At 73.0% G+C, this 17,406-nt stretch carries 19 protein-coding genes and 1 CRISPR repeat array; of the genes, 4 read left to right on the top strand and 15 right to left on the bottom strand.

Annotation, left to right across the window (positions count from 1 at the left end; all coding sequences use genetic code 11):
* Positions 1-48 precede the first annotated feature (48 nt).
* The 3 genes from ACFVXH_RS15850 to ACFVXH_RS15840 all read left to right on the top strand — a co-directional run bounded on the left by ACFVXH_RS15850 (position 49) and on the right by ACFVXH_RS15840 (position 3,452).
* The gene (locus tag ACFVXH_RS15850; protein WP_387823861.1) at positions 49-1,626 is read left to right on the top strand and encodes a hypothetical protein; all 1,578 of its coding nucleotides are present in this window, start codon (positions 49-51) and stop codon (positions 1,624-1,626) included.
* Positions 1,627-1,664: 38 nt separating this feature from the next.
* Positions 1,665-2,042 carry a hypothetical protein gene (locus ACFVXH_RS15845; RefSeq protein ID WP_387823858.1) on the top strand — a complete coding sequence of 126 codons (378 nt, stop codon included), beginning with the start codon at positions 1,665-1,667 and terminating at the stop codon, positions 2,040-2,042.
* Between the two features lie 246 nt (positions 2,043-2,288).
* Positions 2,289-3,452, top strand: a complete 1,164-nt coding sequence (locus tag ACFVXH_RS15840) for an ROK family protein (RefSeq protein ID WP_049649337.1) — start codon at positions 2,289-2,291, stop codon at positions 3,450-3,452.
* 27 nt (positions 3,453-3,479) lie between these two features.
* On the opposite strand, the gene ACFVXH_RS15835 is transcribed toward ACFVXH_RS15840, so the two are convergent.
* Together ACFVXH_RS15835 and ACFVXH_RS15830 are read right to left on the bottom strand one after the other, a co-directional pair.
* The gene (locus ACFVXH_RS15835; protein WP_387823855.1) at positions 3,480-3,905 is read right to left on the bottom strand and encodes a hypothetical protein; all 426 of its coding nucleotides are present in this window, start codon (positions 3,903-3,905) and stop codon (positions 3,480-3,482) included.
* A 184-nt stretch (positions 3,906-4,089) separates the two neighbouring features.
* Positions 4,090-4,863 carry a GntR family transcriptional regulator gene (locus tag ACFVXH_RS15830; RefSeq protein WP_387823852.1) on the bottom strand — a complete coding sequence of 258 codons (774 nt, stop codon included), beginning with the start codon at positions 4,861-4,863 and terminating at the stop codon, positions 4,090-4,092.
* A gap of 324 nt (positions 4,864-5,187) precedes the next feature.
* On the opposite strand from ACFVXH_RS15830, the gene ACFVXH_RS15825 reads away from it, so the two are divergent.
* A complete protein-coding gene (locus tag ACFVXH_RS15825; protein WP_387823849.1) occupies positions 5,188-5,991 on the top strand; it encodes an exodeoxyribonuclease III in 804 nt (267 codons plus the stop codon).
* 697 nt (positions 5,992-6,688) lie between these two features.
* Here ACFVXH_RS15825 and ACFVXH_RS15820 read toward each other — a convergent pair.
* From ACFVXH_RS15820 to casA, 13 genes are all read right to left on the bottom strand, one after another.
* A complete protein-coding gene (locus ACFVXH_RS15820; protein ID WP_387823846.1) occupies positions 6,689-6,952 on the bottom strand; it encodes a hypothetical protein in 264 nt (87 codons plus the stop codon).
* Positions 6,916-7,074: a hypothetical protein gene (locus tag ACFVXH_RS15815; protein ID WP_387823843.1), complete on the bottom strand. Its 159-nt coding sequence runs from the start codon at positions 7,072-7,074 to the stop codon at positions 6,916-6,918. The genes ACFVXH_RS15820 and ACFVXH_RS15815 overlap by 37 nt, the downstream gene beginning before the upstream one ends.
* A gap of 588 nt (positions 7,075-7,662) precedes the next feature.
* Complete coding sequence (locus ACFVXH_RS15810; protein ID WP_387823840.1) at positions 7,663-7,854, bottom strand: hypothetical protein; 192 nt, start codon at positions 7,852-7,854, stop codon at positions 7,663-7,665.
* 458 nt (positions 7,855-8,312) lie between these two features.
* Positions 8,313-9,491 carry a helix-turn-helix domain-containing protein gene (locus tag ACFVXH_RS15805; protein WP_387823837.1) on the bottom strand — a complete coding sequence of 393 codons (1,179 nt, stop codon included), beginning with the start codon at positions 9,489-9,491 and terminating at the stop codon, positions 8,313-8,315.
* A gap of 98 nt (positions 9,492-9,589) precedes the next feature.
* The gene (locus ACFVXH_RS15800; protein ID WP_387823834.1) at positions 9,590-10,216 is read right to left on the bottom strand and encodes an HAD family hydrolase; all 627 of its coding nucleotides are present in this window, start codon (positions 10,214-10,216) and stop codon (positions 9,590-9,592) included.
* Between the two features lie 9 nt (positions 10,217-10,225).
* Positions 10,226-10,375: a hypothetical protein gene (locus tag ACFVXH_RS15795; protein WP_387823831.1), complete on the bottom strand. Its 150-nt coding sequence runs from the start codon at positions 10,373-10,375 to the stop codon at positions 10,226-10,228.
* Between the two features lie 62 nt (positions 10,376-10,437).
* Positions 10,438-10,892: direct repeats of the CRISPR family, unit length 28 nt; unit sequence GAGCCATCCCCGCACGTGCGGGGCCGAC.
* Between the two features lie 18 nt (positions 10,893-10,910).
* The gene (gene cas2e / locus ACFVXH_RS15790) at positions 10,911-11,189 is read right to left on the bottom strand and encodes a type I-E CRISPR-associated endoribonuclease Cas2e (RefSeq protein ID WP_117486717.1); all 279 of its coding nucleotides are present in this window, start codon (positions 11,187-11,189) and stop codon (positions 10,911-10,913) included.
* Positions 11,186-12,208, bottom strand: coding sequence for a type I-E CRISPR-associated endonuclease Cas1e (gene cas1e, locus ACFVXH_RS15785; RefSeq protein ID WP_387823828.1), 1,023 nt, complete (start codon positions 12,206-12,208; stop codon positions 11,186-11,188). Before cas1e ends, cas2e begins: the two co-directional genes overlap by 4 nt.
* Positions 12,209-12,211: 3 nt before the next feature.
* Complete coding sequence (gene cas6e / locus ACFVXH_RS15780; protein WP_049649350.1) at positions 12,212-12,985, bottom strand: type I-E CRISPR-associated protein Cas6/Cse3/CasE; 774 nt, start codon at positions 12,983-12,985, stop codon at positions 12,212-12,214.
* A 4-nt stretch (positions 12,986-12,989) separates the two neighbouring features.
* Entirely contained in the window at positions 12,990-13,844 is an 855-nt protein-coding gene (gene cas5e, locus ACFVXH_RS15775; protein ID WP_387823824.1) for a type I-E CRISPR-associated protein Cas5/CasD, read from the bottom strand.
* A complete protein-coding gene (gene cas7e / locus ACFVXH_RS15770; RefSeq protein ID WP_387823821.1) occupies positions 13,844-14,986 on the bottom strand; it encodes a type I-E CRISPR-associated protein Cas7/Cse4/CasC in 1,143 nt (380 codons plus the stop codon). The genes cas5e and cas7e overlap by 1 nt, the downstream gene beginning before the upstream one ends.
* A 62-nt stretch (positions 14,987-15,048) precedes the next feature.
* Positions 15,049-15,651, bottom strand: coding sequence for a type I-E CRISPR-associated protein Cse2/CasB (casB, locus tag ACFVXH_RS15765; protein ID WP_387823818.1), 603 nt, complete (start codon positions 15,649-15,651; stop codon positions 15,049-15,051).
* Entirely contained in the window at positions 15,641-17,398 is a 1,758-nt protein-coding gene (casA, locus tag ACFVXH_RS15760; RefSeq protein WP_387823815.1) for a type I-E CRISPR-associated protein Cse1/CasA, read from the bottom strand. Before casA ends, casB begins: the two co-directional genes overlap by 11 nt.
* Between the last annotated feature and the right edge of the window lie 8 nt (positions 17,399-17,406).

Here is a 17,406-nt window from a genome sequence, read left to right as displayed (position 1 = left end):
CCATGGTTCAGTAGTGCGGTTTCTGTCCCGCACCCCGGAGTGATCACCGTGCCCACGACTCCCGCCCTGGTCAGCGCGCTGCGCGAACTCGGCGACCGACCCGCCGTCGTCGCCGACGGGCGCGCGATCAGCGGCATCGGCCTGCTGCTCGGCGTCTCCCCGCCGGGCGGACTCCCCCAGGCCCTCGCCCGCCGCATAGCCGAGCACGCCGCCCTGCCGCCCTCCGCCGCCCGGGCCGCCGAACAGCGGCTGCGCTACTGGGCCGGCGTCCTCGGCGCGCCCCCGATCCGGCACACCGTGCTGCACCCCGTCACCGACCTCGCCGTCGACCTCGCCCTCGCCACCCTGCTCGCCGGCGGCACCGTCCACTGCGGCGACCCCGACCAGCGGCCCGAGCAGCAGCTCGAAGCCGTCGCCACCGCCCGGGCCACCCACCTCAGCCTGCCCTCCGCCCTGCTCTGGCGGCTCAGCGGACAGCCCGGCCTCGCCGCCCACGACCTCGCCGCGCTGCGCCTGGTCCTGCACGTCGGCCCCGAACCCCGGCAGGAGGACGTGTACGCCGCCGTCGACGCGCTCGGCGCCGTCCTCGCCCACGTCCGCGCCCCGGACAGCAACGCCGAGGCCGCCGACCGCCGACTGCGCGCCGACGCCGCCAACGCCGCGGCCGCCGCCTGGAAGTACGGCATCGGCGTCACCGCCGAGCAGGTCCACGACTTCGGCGCCCAGCTCGACCGGGCCGTACTCGCCGCCCTCCTGCACACCCTCCAGCAGAACGGCGTGCTCACCGACCCCGCCCGCGGCTACCCCGAGGCCGAGGTCCTCGCCGCGGCCATGGTCACCCCCGCCCAGCGCCCCCGGGTCGTCCGCTGGCTGGACGCACTCGCCCGGCACGGCCTGCTCACCCGGCAGGACGGCGGAGCCCAGGGCCCGGTCTTCCGCGGCGGGCCCGGGCCGGACGCCGCCGAGGTCCGGGAGGCCTGGCGCCCCGCCGCCGAGACCTGGGCCGACGGGCTCGGCCCGGCCGCCGCCCTGGACCGGGTCCGACGCGGCGCCCTGCGGCTGCCCCGGCTGATCACCGGCCAGGAGGCCCCCCGGCCGGACGCCTCCCCCGTCCGCTGGGCCGCCTCCCGCGGCTTCCTCGGCGCCGCCCTCGGCGCGCTGGTGCGCGGCACCGCCGAGGCCCACCAGGGGCCCGGGCCGCTGCGCGTCCTCGAACTGGACGCGGAGGGCGGCGAGCCCGCCGTCGCCCGCGCCCTCACCACCCGGCCCCGGCCGCACATCGAGCACCACTCGGCCCCCGACGGCGGGCGCTACGACGTCGTCATCGCGAGCGCGGGCGGGGGCGCGGTGGCGGGCGCGGGCGGGCTGGCGGTGGAACCGGTGCAGGACGTCCCGGCGCTGGTCCGGCTGCTCGCCCCCGGCGGCCGGCTCCTGCTGTTCGCCCCCACCACCGAACAGCTCGACCTGCTGATCACCGGCGACGCCCACGGCCTCACCGCCCGCCCGGCCGAGCAGTGGCGGGCGGCGCTCACCACCGCGGGCTGCCCGACGGTGCTGACCCTGCCGGAGGACGGACACCCGATGGGGCTGCTGGGGCAGCGGCTGTTCGCGGCCCGGGTGGACTGACGGGCGGGCGGGGGTGTGGCTGGCTACGCTCAAAAGTCATGACCACTTCCGCGCGTCCGGCCCGGCCCGCCCGCGGGTCCGTCGGCTCCCTCCGGTCCCTCCGCTCGATCCGCTCGATCATGTCCGTCCGGTCGATCGACTCGATCGGGTCGGTGCTGTCGACCGGCTCGATCGGATCCGCCCTCTCCCTCGGCTCGATCGGCTCGGTGTTGTCCATCGGCTCGATCGGGTCGGTGCTGTCCATCGGTTCGATCGGCTCCGTCCTCTCCCTCGGCTCGATCGGCTCGGCCTGCTCGACCCTCGGCGTCCTGTCGGCCGGCTCCCGGCGCGGCCTCGGCCCGCTGCTGTCGGAACGTTCCCTCCGGTCGGTGCTGTCCCGGCGGCTCCCCTACCGGCCCGCCGTGGCCGGGCGGTGAAGTCCGGATCACGCACCGCCACCCGATCCGTACCATTTCGATACCGAAGCCTGGATGAGCTGCGGAGATCCTCGCCGCCCGGGCCCGTCCCCGGGTAGGCTCCGCTTGTCCTCCGGCCCTCGCGCAGGCGGCCCCCTGCCGCCCTGCCGCGTTCTCCGGGGGCGCACCCCCGCGGGCCATTCGGTGGGCACCGCGCACTCGACACCGCGCGCCAGGGCAGTCGCGCGAACGGCGAAGGGCATCGCATTGGCGGATCGGCTCACCGGAGGAGACTCCTCGCTGCTGCGGCGGATCAACGCGGCGGTCACGCTTCGGGCGCTGCGGAACGGCCACTCCGTGACCCTCACTCAGCTCGTCGGCGAGACCGGGCTCTCCCGCCCGACGGTCGAGGGCGTGATCGAGGGCCTGGTCGAGACCGGACTGGTCGCCGAGGTCGAGCAGCCGAGGGAGGACGGCCAGCCGGGCACCGGCCGCCGCGGCCGCCCCGCCCGCTGGTTCCGCTTCCGCGCCGAGGCCGGGCACATCCTCGGCATCGAGATCGGCGTGCACGACATCCGGGTCATCCTCGCCGACCTCACCGGCGAGGTGGTGGGCAGTCACTTCAAGCCGGTGGACGAGACCCTCGACGCCGAGGACCGGCTCGCCGCCGTCCGCACCGCCGTCGCCGAGGTGCTGCGCAAGGCCGGCATCTCCCGCGACAACCTGTGGGCGGTCGGCATCGGCACCCCCGGCATCGTCGACCGCGAGGGCACCGTCCAACTGGGCACCGCGATGCCCGGCTGGACCGGCCTCGACCTCGGCGCCAAGCTGCGGCGCTCGTTCCGCTGCCCGGTCCTGATCGAGAACGACGCCAACCTGGCCGCCATCGCCGAGCACTGGCAGGGATCGGCGGTCGGCGCCGACGACGTCGTCTTCGTGATGGCCGGCCTCAGCCCGGGCGCCGGCTCCCTCATCGGCGGCAGGCTGCACCGCGGCTTCGGCGGCGCGGCCGGTGAGATCGGCGCCCTGCACCTGCTCGGCCAGGAGGTCACCCCCGAGCGCCTGCTGTCCACCACCGGAAAGCCCCTCAACCCGCTGGACGAGGCCGCCGTGGCCCGCGTACTGCGGCTGGCCCGGGAGGGCGACGAGGTCGCCAAGGTCGCCATGGACCGCTTCCTCACCCGCCTCGTCCAGGGCGTCGCCGCACTCGTCCTGGCCATCGACCCCCAGCTGGTGGTCATCGGCGGCTGGGCGGCCGGCCTCGACGGCGTCCTCGACCCGCTGCGCGAACGCCTGGCCCAGTTCACCCTGCGCGCTCCCGAGGTCGCCCTGGCGGCCCTCGGCTCGGAGGTCGTGGCGATGGGCGCCCTGCGCGTCGCCCTCGACCACGTCGAGGAGCAGCTCTTCGCCGTCGACCCGCCCCGGGCCTGACGCCGCGCTCAAGGAGCGGGGGTCACCTCAGGGCGCGAAGTCCGGGTCGGTCAGGTCGAGGGTGAGCGTGCTGCCCCAGTCGTTGACGAAGTGCGCCAACGGCCAGTCGACGGACGCCCCGACGAACGGGTTGCCGGTCGACGTGGTCAGGAGCCACCGCAGTCCGCGGTCCGGTCCGAGCCGACCGATGAAGCCAAGGTGCCTGAGGCCGCTGTCACCGTGGACCACGTAGCCCAGCCCGTCCGGCAGTTCGACCTCGTCGATGACCTCGACGCTGCCCGCGTCCCACGGAGGATCGGCCACCAGAGCTGCCACGTCCACCGGCCCGCCCAGCTCCAGCCGGAGGTGCTCCGGCCCGTCGATGTCCGCCTCCCGGGCCGTGCCGTCCGCCCGGAACAGGCAGTCGAAGGCCAGCACCTCCGACTTCGCCCACGATGCGAGGACCGCGTTCACCGGTCGACCCCCGTTCTCACCCGTTGCGTGGCTGTGCCACTGCCACGCGGACGCTACCAGGCGACCCGGCCCGGTTTACGGCAGCGCCCCAACGGCAAAGGCCCGGACGCCAGTTGGCGCCCGGGCCTCGACCTGAGGGTTTCCGGAAAATGGTTCAGGGGTTCAGGGATTTACGGGTGGTGCGTCAGGAGGCGGTACGGACCTCGGCCGTCGCACCGACCGGGGTGACCTCGACGAGTCCGGCCTCGCCGAAGGTCAGCTTGCAGGTGTCCGCCCGATAGGTGGCCACCGCCAGGGCCACCAGCCGGCCGGCCGAGGCGTACTGGGTGGTCATGACCAGGACGGGCGCGCCCGGCGGGCGCTCCAGCAGGGCGGCCTGCTCGGCCTCGGCGACACCCAGCTCGACCGAGCGGGACTCGCCGTCCACGTCCAGGCGCTCCAGCTGGCGCAGCACCGAACGGGCACGGTCGCTCTCGGCGCGGAAGCCCGGCAGGTGCGGCAGCGCGGCGGCCGGGACGTGCAGCGACTCGCTGGCCACCGCGCGGCCCTCCACCAGGCGGACCCGGCGCACGGTGTGCACGGTGGCGCCCTCGGCGATGCCGAGGCCCTTCGCCAGCTGCGCGGAGGCGGGGGCGGTGGTGCAGTCGACCGTCCGCCAGGACTGGTTGCGCGCGGTGCCGGGCCAGCCCTCCTCCTGCCGGTTGACCGGGACGCCGACCCGCGGGGCGGCGATCAGGGTGCCGATCCCCCGGCGGCGCACCAGGCGGCCCTCCAGCTCCAGCTGGTCGAGCGCCTGACGCAGCGTGGCCCGGGCGACGCCGAAGCGGGCCGAGAGCTCGCGCTCGTTGGGCAGCACCTGACCGGTGGAGAACTCCGAGTCGATGGCCCGCAGCAGCACCGTGCGCAGGTGCCAGTACTTCGGCTCCGGCACCGCCGAAAGCTGTCCTGTCGTCCCCACCGCGTCCTCCACCCGTGAGTTTGTCCGCCCTGCGACAAGGAGGGCGGATCCCGAGCCCACTGTCCGCAGTCGCGGCAGGTGGGAGAGCGGGCCTTTATCCGTCCTTCTTTATTAAAGGTCCTTGCAGTAAGTGACCCTAGGTGCTCCGTCCGGAGATGGTCAAGACCAATGGCGGGGCTCGATGGGACTGCCGCACATCTTCATGCCGCGTTCACGACAGCTCCTGTCAGCCGCTGCCACCACCATCGACACCCTCCGACGGGACCCGCCCGACCCCGCGCGTCACGGTTCGGGCCGGGAACGCCCAGTCGGTAGGCTGCTCGGGTGATCGTGGTGACGAGTGTGAACGTGAACGGAATCCGGGCGGCGGCCAGGAAGGGCTTCGTCGAATGGCTGGCCGGCACCGAGGCGGACGTGGTCTGCCTCCAGGAGGTGCGCTCCGAACCCGAGCAGCTACCCGTCGAACTGCGCGACCTGGACGGCTGGCACGCCGTCTGGGCCCCCGCCGCCACCAAGGGCCGGGCCGGCGTCGCCATCCTCTCCCGCGCGGAACCGCAGCGCACGGCGATCGGATTCGGCTCGGACGAATTCGACAATTCGGGCAGGTATGTCGAAATCGACCTGCCCGGCCTGACCATCGCCAGCCTCTACCTCCCCTCCGGCGAAGTCGGCACCGAGCGCCAGGAGGAGAAGGAACGCTTCATGGCGGAATTCCTCGTCCACCTCACCGCCCTGCGCGCCCGCGCCGCCGCCGACGGCCGCGAGGTCGTCGTCTGCGGCGACTGGAACATCGCCCACCGCCCCGAGGACCTCAAGAACTGGAAGGCCAACCAGAAGTCCGCCGGCTTCCTCCCCGAAGAACGCGCCTGGCTCTCCCGCGTCTACGACGAGGCCGGCTACGTCGACGTCGTCCGCGCCCTCCACCCCGACCGCACCGGCCCCTACTCCTGGTGGTCCTACCGCGGCCGCGCCTTCGACAACGACTCCGGCTGGCGCATCGACCTCCAGGTCGCCACCCCCACCCTCGCCACCAAGGCCACCGACGCCCGCGTCGAACGCGCCGACACCCACGCCGAGCGGTGGTCCGACCACGCCCCGGTCACCGTGGCCTACGACGTGGACAACTGACCGACGCATAGCACTACTTGGGCAAACTGGAGGCGCCCCGGTGCGCGGTTGTACCGCACACCGGGGCACCTCCTCACCCCGCCGTCCCCAAGCGTCTTCGACCCGGGAACCTCCACCGTGCCCCTGGTCAGCGTCAGCCCGCCTGCGAAGTCCCGCTCGCCACTTGCCATCCAGCCCACCATCACCACAAGGCCAGCCAACTCCACCACCAACAACCCATGAGCTCTACTATGGATAGCCAACCGAATCGAACTGAATCAAATAGCGCTCGCTGAAGCGAATCACCGCAGGTCAGCAAGCGTCGGCCCCGCGCTCGCGGGGGTTGCTCCCGGCTGGCCGGTCATGTGGGCCATCTGGGCCGGTCGGCCCCGCGCTCGCGGGGGTTACTCGGCTGGCTCACCCAGCACGAAGTGCGACCCGCCGTCGGCCCCGCGCTCGCGGGGTGGCTCCACAGCACCCACGCTCGCCGACCACGAGCGGCGCCCGGTCGAAGGTGAGCGCGCCCGTACTGCGGCCGAGGAAGTGCCGTAAGCGGACCGGTGACAGGTGCGCAGCCCGGTGTCCTCGGTCGTCGGGATCGTCTCGGGGCTGCTGGCCGCGCTGGTGGCTGTCCTCGCTGGGCTCTGCCTCTGAACTACCGCGCCCCCGCTCGGCTTCGGCCGGGCGGGGGCGCGTTCGTCGTGTGGTCGGTCGGCAACTACCCGAACGGCAACGTCGCGGTGCTGCGGGCCGTCAGAGTACGCGAGTACTCGGCTGCCGAGGCTGTCAGGGACCGGTAGTTGATCACCGGGTCACCTGCGGCGACCAGGGCGGTGGCGCACCCCAGGCACCACGGCCGAGGGGGGTCCACGTCCAGGTCCTCGATGACTGCATCCGCTGTGCAGCACTCGGCGCAGATCGGCATGCTGCCGTCCTCCTGCTTGCTCAGGCCCAGGTCGAGCCGCACTGGGTGCAGCCCCACCGGCCGTCCATGGTCTGGTAGGTGGCGCCCGACCCGCACATCGGGCAGGCCATGGCGGCCGCGGGCTGGTCGCTGTGCGGCAGGCTACCGGGCTGCGAGGTGTGGTGGGCCGGGTTCTGCACCTCGGGGTGGTCGGGCAGAGCTTCACTCGTGACGGACTCTGTGGGCCCTGATGAAGGCGTCCCGCACGCGGCACGGATCGCCCCGGAGCGGCTGCCGACACCAGAGCGCCGGGCCCGGTACGGCACGGACTGCACGCGCATGTGACACCACCTCGGCGAGCATCGCCACACGGTCGCAGCCTTGACGTTCACCGAGCAGGTCGCCCCGGAGGAGGTCCGCCGGCCAGCCCTGCGGGCAGTGACGGCAGACCTCCTGTACTCGGATCAGGGGAGGCGTCCGGCTAGCAGTGGGCCACCTCGGAGGTGTACGCCGTGATATCCCTCAGGACCGGGCCCCTGACCCATGTCCAGCAGCCAGTGCACAACCCCCACTCATCCTGTGCCCCGCCAGGCATCCCACCGACGGCGCTCACTCGTTGCCCTCGCTGATCACCATGGCTACGGCAACCGCTCGGAGCCAGAGCTCCTGACCGGCGTCGACGGGAACGTTGCCCCCCAAGTCCAGGGTCCGCCGCCCGTCCCTCCGTACGGCCCGGGCCTGGTCGAGTTCCGCGGTGATCCAGGCAGAGGACGCATCCGCGTCGCCGGTCACCACTTCGCCTCCGTGTCTCGCTTCAGGCACCCGACGTGGTCGGCGATCCAGTCGTAGAGGCTCGCGCCGAGTTGCCCGTCGTAGGTACCGAGGCCGTACCGGCCGCAGGTGCGGCAGTGACCGCACACCCGTTCGCCAGGGTCGGCCGGGGCTTGGGTGTCGACCTGGCTCTGTGTCTGCTCCGTCACTGGTCCTCCATCATGCGCTCCCGCGCGTCCGCGGCGGCGGGGCACGGCCACGGCACGTCGCAGCGGGGGCAGCCGCCGGCGACGGACCGGTGCTCGTCTCGCCGCATCCGGGCCCAGGTCGCGTCCGCGTCGCTCGGGGGCGCCGCGCGGGGCGGACGACGAGCGGCTGCGGGCTGAACGGTGGGCAGGTGGAAGGTCACTGCTCCTCCATGCAGCTCAGGTGCGCAACTACGGCCCAGCCGAGCGGAGCCGAGGTAGCACTGGTCGGGGTGTAGACGTGACCGGCCGCGATCAGCGGCGGCTCAGGGGAGCCGCACCGTACGCACGCCTCGCCATGGAGACGTGCAGGGCTGATCGTGGCCGGGTCCACAGCGATCTCGTTCGGTGTCCCTGTCACACGGACCACGATCCCCGGCCACTGCCCCCAGAAGTGCCACAACCTGTGGCACCCCGGCTCTCTACACGGCCCGCGCCCACCGGGCCAGCGCCATCACCCGGGCATCGCGTCCGCGAGTCAGCCGGACCATCGTCGCCAGCTCGGTCCGTACCTGCCCGTGCTCTCGGACGTGCTGCGGCGCAATCTGCCGGGCCACCAGGAGGCTGTCGGCAGCGTGCTGCGGTCGGCCCAGCTGTACCTGGGCCCTTCCGAGGTCGATGTAGTAGTGAGAGCGGCGCTCGGCAGGCAGGTCCCACGGCGGCGCCCACCGTGTCGCGGCATCCACTGCCTCCCGCAGATCACCCGGCTCACCCAACTCCACCGTCACCGCCAGGCGGTGGATCTCCAGGCTGTCCGGGCCCACGGCGGTGCCGTCGTACAGCTGCTCCCTCACCCGGGAGGCCAGCGCCTCGGCATCCCTCAGGTGCTCCCGGGCATCGTCGGGCCGCCGCATGCGGCCGGCCACCACCGCGGCCCGCATGTGCAGGGCCGCTGCGGCAGCCATGAGCGGCTCCGTACTGAGCGGTGGCACCCGATCGATAGCGGCCCTGAGCGACCGCAGGCCGGGGTCGAGCTGGTTGGCAGAAAAGAAGGTTTCCATGCGAACGTAGGCAGCTGCGGCTTCAAGGGCGGGATCAGCGGCCAGCGCGGCAGCCCACCGCATCAGTTCGACCAGCCTGGCCGACAGATCACGGTACCCGTACTTGTAGGCCACCGCGTCCGCTGACCGAATGGCCAGCGCGAGGCAACGGGCGGCCTGGACGCGGTCGGCAGCGGGTGCCTGATCGGCCGCACGGAACAGCTCCGCCAGCAGGCCCGGCACGTCCTCAGCGAGCCGGGCGTACTGCGACTGCACCCGGTCCTCGACCGCTCGGTCGACGGCCGCCGCCAGCTCCGGAAGGGGGCGGACCGGGCCGTCCTCTGGCAGGTCGTACGCGGCGATCGCGCGCTGCAGTGCAGGGACGGCCGCGTGCACTCTGCTGTCGGTACGGCCGGGGCCGTCCAGGAGCTCCTCCGGGGTGCGGCCGAGTACGTGGGCCAGTGCCTCCAGGATGCCGTCGCCTGGCCACCGTTCGGCGCGCTCGACCTTGCGGATGGTGCTGTACGAGACGCCGGACAGCGCTTCCAGTTGACGACGCGTCAATTTCGCTGCGTGCCGCGCTGTTTCGATCCGCAGGACCAGGGTGGTGGTTCCGGGCACAGAGTGACTCCGTTCCGTGGTCGCACTCGGAACGGTACCGGCGCCCCTCCGGTGCCGGGCCGGATCGCCTCGGCGGGCACGCCGCCGAGGCGGTTCTGCTACTGGCCGACCAGCGCGTCGGCCAGCTCGGTCAGCGAGTTGACCGTCCAGTCCGCGGCAGGCGCACTGGTCGTGAGCCCGATCGGACCGCGGCGAAGGTGCGCGGTCCGAAGGCCGGCCGCCCGGGCCGGAGTGATGTCGTTCGCCGGGTGGTCACCGACGTACACGATCCCGTCAGGCTCACCGGGCGCCCACTCGGTCACCCGCTCGAAGAACTCCGGCGAGGGCTTGGAAACGCCCCACTCGGCTGAGGTGGCGATGGCATCCGCCGGCAGGTCAAGGCCGCGCAGCAGGTCCGACACCACCGAGTTCTGGTTACCCGCGATGCCCACCCACAGCCCAGCCTCGCGCAGTCGGGCCAGCGCCGGACGGACGTCCGCGTACAGGTCTGACTCGTCGAGATAGTCCCCCTGTCCGGCCGTCTGCCGGTCCCGCCACTCGGCGGCCACATCCACGCCCGGCCTGATGATCCGGATCGCGTCGGCGTTATCGCGGCCCTCGGCCAGCACGGAACCGACCAGCGCGGACATCGTGTGAGTGGGGACGCCGAGCCACCGGGCCCAGTCACCCCAGTACCTGGTGTCGCTGGTCAGGGTCTCGCCGATGTCGAACACCACGGAACGCATATCCGCAGCCTACCGACCCGTCCTCGCCGTCGGCGTGCAGTGCGGCTCGATCGCGCCGGGGATCCACACTCGCGTCGAGGCGGGCAGGTCGTGCGCCACGATCGCCATGCGGTCGAGGTGCATGGCGAGGGCTGGTGACAGCTCGGCCATAGTGCCCATAACTATGATAAACCGCTTCCTCTCGGCCCTCCCGAAGGAGGGCCGAGAGGAAGCGCGGTGCGGAGCCATCCCCGCACGTGCGGGGCCAACTTGGGCAGGGTGATCGTCAGGTCAAACCCAAGGGAGCCATCCCCGCACGTGCGGGGCCGACGCCCGATCCAGGAGGAACGCCAATCCGGGCGGGGAGCCATCCCCGCACGTGCGGGGCCGACCGGCAGATGTCCAGGAGTGCCCCGAGGGCGTCAGAGCCATCCCCGCACGTGCGGGGCCGACAGGTAGCGGACGGCGATGGCCCAGCGGGCGAGGGAGCCATCCCCGCACGTGCGGGGCCGACCTCGCCGAGACTCGCGGCCGCTTCAACGGCGGAGAGCCATCCCCGCACGTGCGGGGCCGACCGCGTCGTCGGCCGCGGCGGCGCCGCCGTCCACGAGCCATCCCCGCACGTGCGGGGCCGACACCGTGAAGATGACCGAGGCCGCCGCCGTCGCGGAGCCATCCCCGCACGTGCGGGGCCGACACTTCTTGACCTGCGTGTTTATCTGCGGGAGCGGGCCGAGAGGATCAGTCCGTCGAAGTCGACGGGCTTCCAGCGGTCCTTGCCCGCCGTGCGGACGGTCCAGCCTTGCTCGTTGGTGGCGGGCTCTACGAGGACGGCTTGGCCGTCGCCGATGCGGGTGGCGAGGAGGTCCCAGAGGCGGTCGCGGATGCGGCGGCTGGGGGTGCCGACGAAGACGCCGGCGCTGACTTCGACCATCCAGCGGGTGAGGTGGCCGCGGAGGCCTTCGGGGGCGGCGATGAGGAGGATGACGGTCACGGGCTGCTCGTGTCCTGGGTGAACTCCGGGCCGATGATGGCCAGGTGGTCGTCGCCCATGCCCGGGTCGGAGGCGGCGGGGACCGGCGGGCCTTCGGTGCCGGACCAGTTGACGCCGCCTTGGACGGTACCGACGCGTTCGTCCCAGAGTTCGTTGACCTCGACGTCGGGCATCTCGGTGTCCTCCGGGCTGAGGAGGGTCTTGACGTCGTTCACGATGCGGCCCAGCAGCTTGTCCTGGGCGATGCGGTCGCGCAGGCCGAGGCGGGCGTCGCGTTCCTCGGTGTGGCCCTGCTGGGCGAGGTCGAAGGCGAGGGGGATCGTGTACTCGGCCTTGTAGAGGTCGGCGATGTCGAGGACGAACGAGGTGGCCAGTCCGGTGTGGACGAAGCCGAGTCCGGGGCTGGCGCCCAGGCCGGTGATGACCGCGTGGCAGATCCCGTAGAGCGCGGCGTTGGCCGCCGACAGGAGGCGGTTGAGGTCGTCGCCCGCGGCGTACGCGTCGCCGGCCTTGTAGACCCGTCCGTTCCAGGGCACGCCGGTTCGGCGGGCTTCGGCCTGGTAGAGCTTGCGGATGCGGGCACCCTCGCGGCCGCGCAGTTGCTGCATGGTGGCGGTGCTGACGTCCTCGCCGGGGAACCGCATGCGGTACATGGTCCGTGCGACGGCCAGGCGTTCCTTCGTCCGACTCACCAGCCAGGCCTGCCGGTTGAGGAGGGCCGCGCCGCGGCTGGGGCCGAGGCCGGCGGCGTACATGCGCACGCCCTGCTCGCCGACCCAGCACACGGTGGTGCCGGAGTCGGCGAGGAGGTTGACGGCGCCGTGGGTGATGCGGGTGCCCGGGCCGAGGAGCATGACGGCGACCATCGCCGCCGGGACGCGGACGGTCTCGCGCTTGTTGATGACGACGACGGCGTTCTCGTCGCGGTCGATGTGGCTGCGCTCGACGTAGACGCTGGAGACCCGGTCGGCGAGGCGGTGCAGGTCGTGGGGGTGGGCTTTCCACCAGATGTCGGCCATCGGTCAGCGGGCTCCGGCGGGCAGCGGCGCGAGGGTGAGCAGGCCGCAGCCGTAGGCCTTGGACGGGCCGATGCCGCCGAGGAGCGCCGTCTGCAGGAGGCCGGGGTCGCTGATGCGCAGGCGGCCTTCGAAGGTGGCGGTGGTGAGGGTGACCGCGGTGCGGGTGCCGGGTTTGGTGAAGCTGCTGCGGCTGCGGTCGGTGATCCGCACCTCACGGGCGGGCCGCGCGTCGGCGGGGGCGTCGGAGTCTGACGGTTCGAGGCCCGGTGCCGGGTGGTCGGTGCGGGCCTCGGGGACGGTGAAGCCCCAGCGCTCGGTGCGGTCCAGGAACCAGGCGAGCTGCTGGGCGGCGGTGCGGTGGGCCAAGCGGTAGGAGCGGTGGTGGAGTTCGGCGGCGCTCTTGGTGTGGTGAGCGCTGGGCTTCTCGGGCTTGGAGGTGTTCTGGACGGGGCTGGCCTTGAGGCGGAAGGCGAACTCGCGGCCGACGGCGAGTTGGCCGAGCAGCGGACTGTAGTCGCGGATCGCGTAGTGCTCGCCGTCGGCGTCCGGCCATCCCGCTTGTTCGACGATGTGGGTCCAGTCCGGCTTGGAGGGGGTGAGGACCAGCAGCATCGGGCGGCGCGGGTGGTCGGCGTCCAGGCGCCACAGGATCCGGTCGCCGGGCTCGGTGTCGGGGATGCCGGCCGTCACGGCGCCGTGCAGGGCGCGGGGGTTGGCGAGCAGGGTGCGGCTGGCGGCGCGCAGCGGGTTGATGCGGACGCGGGAGAGGTAGGTCATCGGGTCACCAGCCCAGCAGGGCGAACGGGTCGTGGCCGGCGGAGGCGGCGGACGGTTGCGCGGTCGTGGAGGACGGGGCGAGGCCGGTGGGGACGGTGAGCCAGGCGTGGCGGATCCGTCGGGTGGAGAAGCCGCGTTCGCGGGGGTCGAAGGAGCGCGGGACGTCCTGGAGGGTGTCGTCGCCCGACGGGTCGTCGAAGGTCGCGGCCAGGTCGATCCGGTCCGGCGAGAACGGCTCCGCGGCTCGCTCGGCCCGCCGCCGGTAGGCGCTCTTGGCCGCGTCGCCCGCCTGCCAGGGCTCGTCGGCGAGGACGTCCTCCAGGGTGCCGTCGCGCACGGCACCGAGGGTGATCGGCTGGGTGGGCACGCAGGAGCGCCGGCCGAGGGCGAGTGGGAAGGCGGGGCGGCGGATCGCCTCGGCGAGCGTCTCGACGAGGGCGGCCGGGCCCTGGACGGCGGCGACGAACACCGCGTCCTGGAGGTAGTAGCGGTGGGTGACGTGGGTGTCCTTGGCCGGGGAGGTCGGCTTCTGCACGCCCTTGGCGTTCACCCCGGCCTGCGGCAGCGCCCGGCCCCGGTAGTCGCTGACGGTGTGGTAGTCGCGCAGCAGGGTGCCGGGCTGGTCGATGCGCACGCCCAGGCGCAGGCCGACCAGGTCGGTGATGTCCGCTTCGCGCGGGCGGCCCGCGGCGGCCGCGAGCAGGCCGACGACACCGGACTTGGTCGGCTGGGGCCGGCTGTCGCGGCGGTTGAACGCGCTGCGGTCGCCCCAGGACTGGAGCGGCCCGGCGAGGCGCAGCACGAGGACCGCCTGCGCCTCGTCCTTCGGGACCGTCGTGGGGGTCGGGTCGGCGGGCATCAGTTGTCGTTCACCCGCTCGATGAGCGCGGTGCGCAGGCCCTCGCGCAGCTCGGGGAAGGTGCGGTTCGCGCCGAAGGCCTCCGCCAGCTGCTGCCCGGTCTCGTCGGCATCGGCGGTGCCGAGGGTGTGGCAGATGCCGACGTACAGCGGGGTGTCGCCCCACTGCTCGGTGGCGGTGGCGAACTCCCCCGCGAGGCGGCGCGCGGACTCCGCGACGATGCCCCGGCTCGCCGGGACCGGGTTCTCGTACGCGGAGACGAGGTTCACCGGCTGGTCGGCGCGCACGACGACGGCGACCAGGCTCGGGCGGGTGCGGTGGGCGAAGGAGTTGCCGTAACCGGTCGGCATGGAACGGGCGAAGGAGTCGACGAACAGGTCGACGGCGTCGACGGTGGCCTTGTCGTCACCGAGGTTCTCCCGCAGCTGGTGCAGGCCGACGGTCGCATAGCGGTAGAGCGTCGCCGAGTTGAAGCCGATGGTGCCGATCATCCCGGCGCCGGTCTCGTCGGCCGCGTTCTCGTCGTCGACCGCCGTGTAGTAGTCGAACTCGAGCTCGGCGGCGTGGGTCGAGATCGCGTGCGCGACCTGCGTCGCGGCGTCCACGTTCAGCCCCGGGATGTCCGCGACCATACGGCCGAAGAGCGCGACGTCGGCCGGGTGACCCGTCTGCAGCTGCTCCTTGACCGGCAGGGCCTTGACGGCCTCGTCGAGGGCCTTGGCGTCGAGGGCGGCGAGGTCGGCGGCCGTGTCGGCGACCAGGGCGGCGATGGCGTCCAGCTGGCGGCGCCCGTAGAAGAGCAGGTAGGCGGTGTCGCCCTCCTTCTTGCCCGCGGAGATCCCGGTCGACTTGATCAGCGCGTCGGCGAGCCGCTGGGCGTCCTCGGCGGCGAGGCCGGTGCGCTCGGCGATGCCCTTGGCGAGCTGGGCGGCGATCCGCTTGGTGCGGGTGGCGAGGTCCTGCCGGTCGCGGCTCTCGGCGAAGTGGATGCGGGTCGCGCGCTTCCAGGCCTGGGAGGAGACGCGGGAGCGGCGCTTGCCGCCGAAGTAGGCCTCCTTCGGGTTGCCGTTGTCGTCCCGGTTGAGGTTCGCCGGCGGGACGGTCTGCAGGATGTGCACGTCGATGTAGAGGCGGTCGGTCATGCGCTGCTCCTCGAAGGGTGGCGGTCCGGGCGTAGGTCGGCGGGCGATTGGGCGGCGGGCGATCAGTCGGCGGGTGCCTTGTCCTTCCAAGCCTGGTAGCCGACGGCCCACTTGAGGCGGACCTGCGGGCGCCGGTCGGTGTGGTGCCAGGCCTGGATGTCGGCCATCAGGTGGTTGTAGTCCAGCGGCTGTCCGACGGTGCGCAGCTGGGTGACCAGGCCGCGCAGGTGGACCAGCAGCGCGGAGACGCTGGTGGCGCCGGCGAGTTGGGCGACGCGGGTGTCGAGCGCCTCCTCGCTGAACTTGCCGCTGCGGCGCAGCGCCCGCAGGGCCTCGCCGAGCTTGACGCCGCGGCGGTGCATCGGCCTGGACTGGCTCTGCTGGTGCAGGCCGTAGAGGGCGAGGGCGGCGTGCTCGGCCTTCTGCTCGTCGGAGACCTCGTCGCGCAGGGCGAGGACGTCGTTGACCTCGCAGCTGTAGAGCGGCCACATCTTGGGGCTGTCCATGACGGGGCGGCCGAGGCCGGAGCGCATGGCCGCGAGGTCCTCGCCGGGGGGTCGGCGCGGCTGCTTGGTGCGGGGGTCGATTCGCCAGGTGTGGTCGGGGGCGGTGTGCTCGTCCCAGTACCGGCGCTGCTTGGCGGTGGTGGTGTGCTCAGTCGTCAAGGTCCGCTCCAGGGGCGGGATCGGGTTCGAGGGCGGGTCCGGTCCCGGCGGCGCGGGCGGCGGCCGCTTCCCGGACGGCGTCGGCGTACCGGGGCAGGATCTCGTCGAGCCGGTGCCGGAAGTTGGCGCCGGCGGTGCCGAGCTTGTAGGTCTGCGACTTGCCCGACTTGCCCGACTTGCCCGACGTGCCCGACTTGCCCGACGTGCCTGCCGGGGTGACGGTGCGGCCCGTGAAGGTGGTGGCCGGGGCGGCCAGCAGGAGTTCGTTCGCCGCGTCCCGTGCGCGGTGGTGGGCGACTTCCTCCCACGCGAGCCTGCCCCGCTCCAGGACGTCGTCGTCGGCTCCGGCGTCGCGGACGCCGGCGAGCAGGCGGCGCACCAGGGGGTCGAGGGTGTGCAGGAGGAGGTCGCCGGGGCGCTGGCCCTTGTCCCAGGGGATGGGGTCGGCGCCGGCGGCCCGGCGCAGGTCGGCGGAGAGGTTGTTGACGGCCTTCGCGAGCTGCTCCGCCTGCTCGGCCACGTCCAGGAGGAGCTGGTGGGCCTCGCTGTCCTGGTGGAGGGCGAGCAGGGGCAGGGGGATGGCGTCGTGGATGACGTCCTCGACGATGGCGGACTGGGTGCCGTAGACCATGCCGAAGGTCTCGACCTGCAGCGGGTAGTCGGCGGGGAGCCGGCCGTCCTCCCGCAGGGCGCTGACCTCGTCGAGCAGGACGCTGGTCTCGAAGGCGCCGTCGGAGCTCTGGCGGGTGGGCGCGAGGAGGGCGTCCAGGCCGCGCCAGGCGGCCTTGCCCTGGGTGTGGCGGCGCGGCCTGCGCTCGGGCAGGGCGGCGGCGGACTTCTTGGCGGGCGCGGTGAACGCCCAGGCGGTGTGCGGCTCTTGCTCGGACATCGGCGTGAGCCGGTCACCGGCGCTGACGACCACCCGCGCGACCCTCGGCCGACCGGTCTCGTCCTGGTGCGGGATGAGGCGGATCCGCCGCGCCTGCCACGTCCACAGGTCGAGGAGGCCCTCGGCTTTACGGGGCTTCCAGGCGGGTTCGTGCGGGCCGCGCATCCACTGCGGGACGCCGAGGACCTCGGGCGGGGTGACCGGGAGGTTCAGCAGGAGGGTCTCGTACAGGGTGCGCCCGGTGGGGACGACGACGCCGAGCTGGCCGAGCGGGCCGGTCGGGTTGCCCGTGGTCTTGCCCGCCTTGACCTGGTCGTCACCGACGACGCCGGTCTTGATGGCGGCGGTGTCCCAGCAGTGGGCGTGCAGGAGCCAGTGGGCGGCCTGGGCCGGCGTCAGGTCGAGCGGGTCCGCGTCGCTGCGGTTGGCGAACAGCGGGACGTTGTTGCCGCTCGCCGCGGTCGCCACCAGGGCGGCGGAGCCCTTCGTCTCGTCCTTGGCGGTCCGCAGTCCGGCGACCTGCGCGAAGGGATCGACCGGGTCGAAGAGGTCGAACTTCGCATAGTGCTTGTCGAGGTAGATCCGGAGGCTGCCCAGCTCTGCCTTCGTGAACCCGCCCTTCCGGGTGAGCCGTTCGCCTTTCTCCGCGAAGTCCCGGGGTGTTCCGGTGGCGTGGGCGACGACGGGCAAGAGAACCTGGCGCAGGACGGCCGGCAGCTGGGTGGAGAACTCAACGACGAGGCACTCCAGTTCGTGGGCCCGGGCCAGGGCCTCGGCGATCCCCAGCTTCATGGGAGGCCCGCCGACGACGGGGCGCACCGCCAGCCATGGTTCGTCGACAAGGTTGTACCCAGGCACGCACTGGT

The organism is Kitasatospora sp. NPDC058184 (assembly GCF_042883725.1).
GTDB lineage: Bacteria > Actinomycetota > Actinomycetes > Streptomycetales > Streptomycetaceae > Kitasatospora.
This window is presented reverse-complemented; position numbering and strand designations above follow the sequence as displayed.

What these genes read in the sequence shown, in the direction of transcription:
- ACFVXH_RS15845 (WP_387823858.1), top strand. Translation starts at nt 1,665, where the DNA reads ATGACCACTTCCGCGCGTCCGGCCCGGCCCGCCCGCGGGTCCGTCGGC.
- ACFVXH_RS15800 (WP_387823834.1), bottom strand. Translation starts at nt 10,216, where the DNA reads ATGCGTTCCGTGGTGTTCGACATCGGCGAGACCCTGACCAGCGACACC.
- ACFVXH_RS15795 (WP_387823831.1), bottom strand. Translation starts at nt 10,375, where the DNA reads ATGGGCACTATGGCCGAGCTGTCACCAGCCCTCGCCATGCACCTCGAC.
- cas1e (WP_387823828.1), bottom strand. Translation starts at nt 12,208, where the DNA reads ATGGCCGACATCTGGTGGAAAGCCCACCCCCACGACCTGCACCGCCTC.
- cas6e (WP_049649350.1), bottom strand. Translation starts at nt 12,985, where the DNA reads ATGACCTACCTCTCCCGCGTCCGCATCAACCCGCTGCGCGCCGCCAGC.
- cas5e (WP_387823824.1), bottom strand. Translation starts at nt 13,844, where the DNA reads ATGCCCGCCGACCCGACCCCCACGACGGTCCCGAAGGACGAGGCGCAG.
- cas7e (WP_387823821.1), bottom strand. Translation starts at nt 14,986, where the DNA reads ATGACCGACCGCCTCTACATCGACGTGCACATCCTGCAGACCGTCCCG.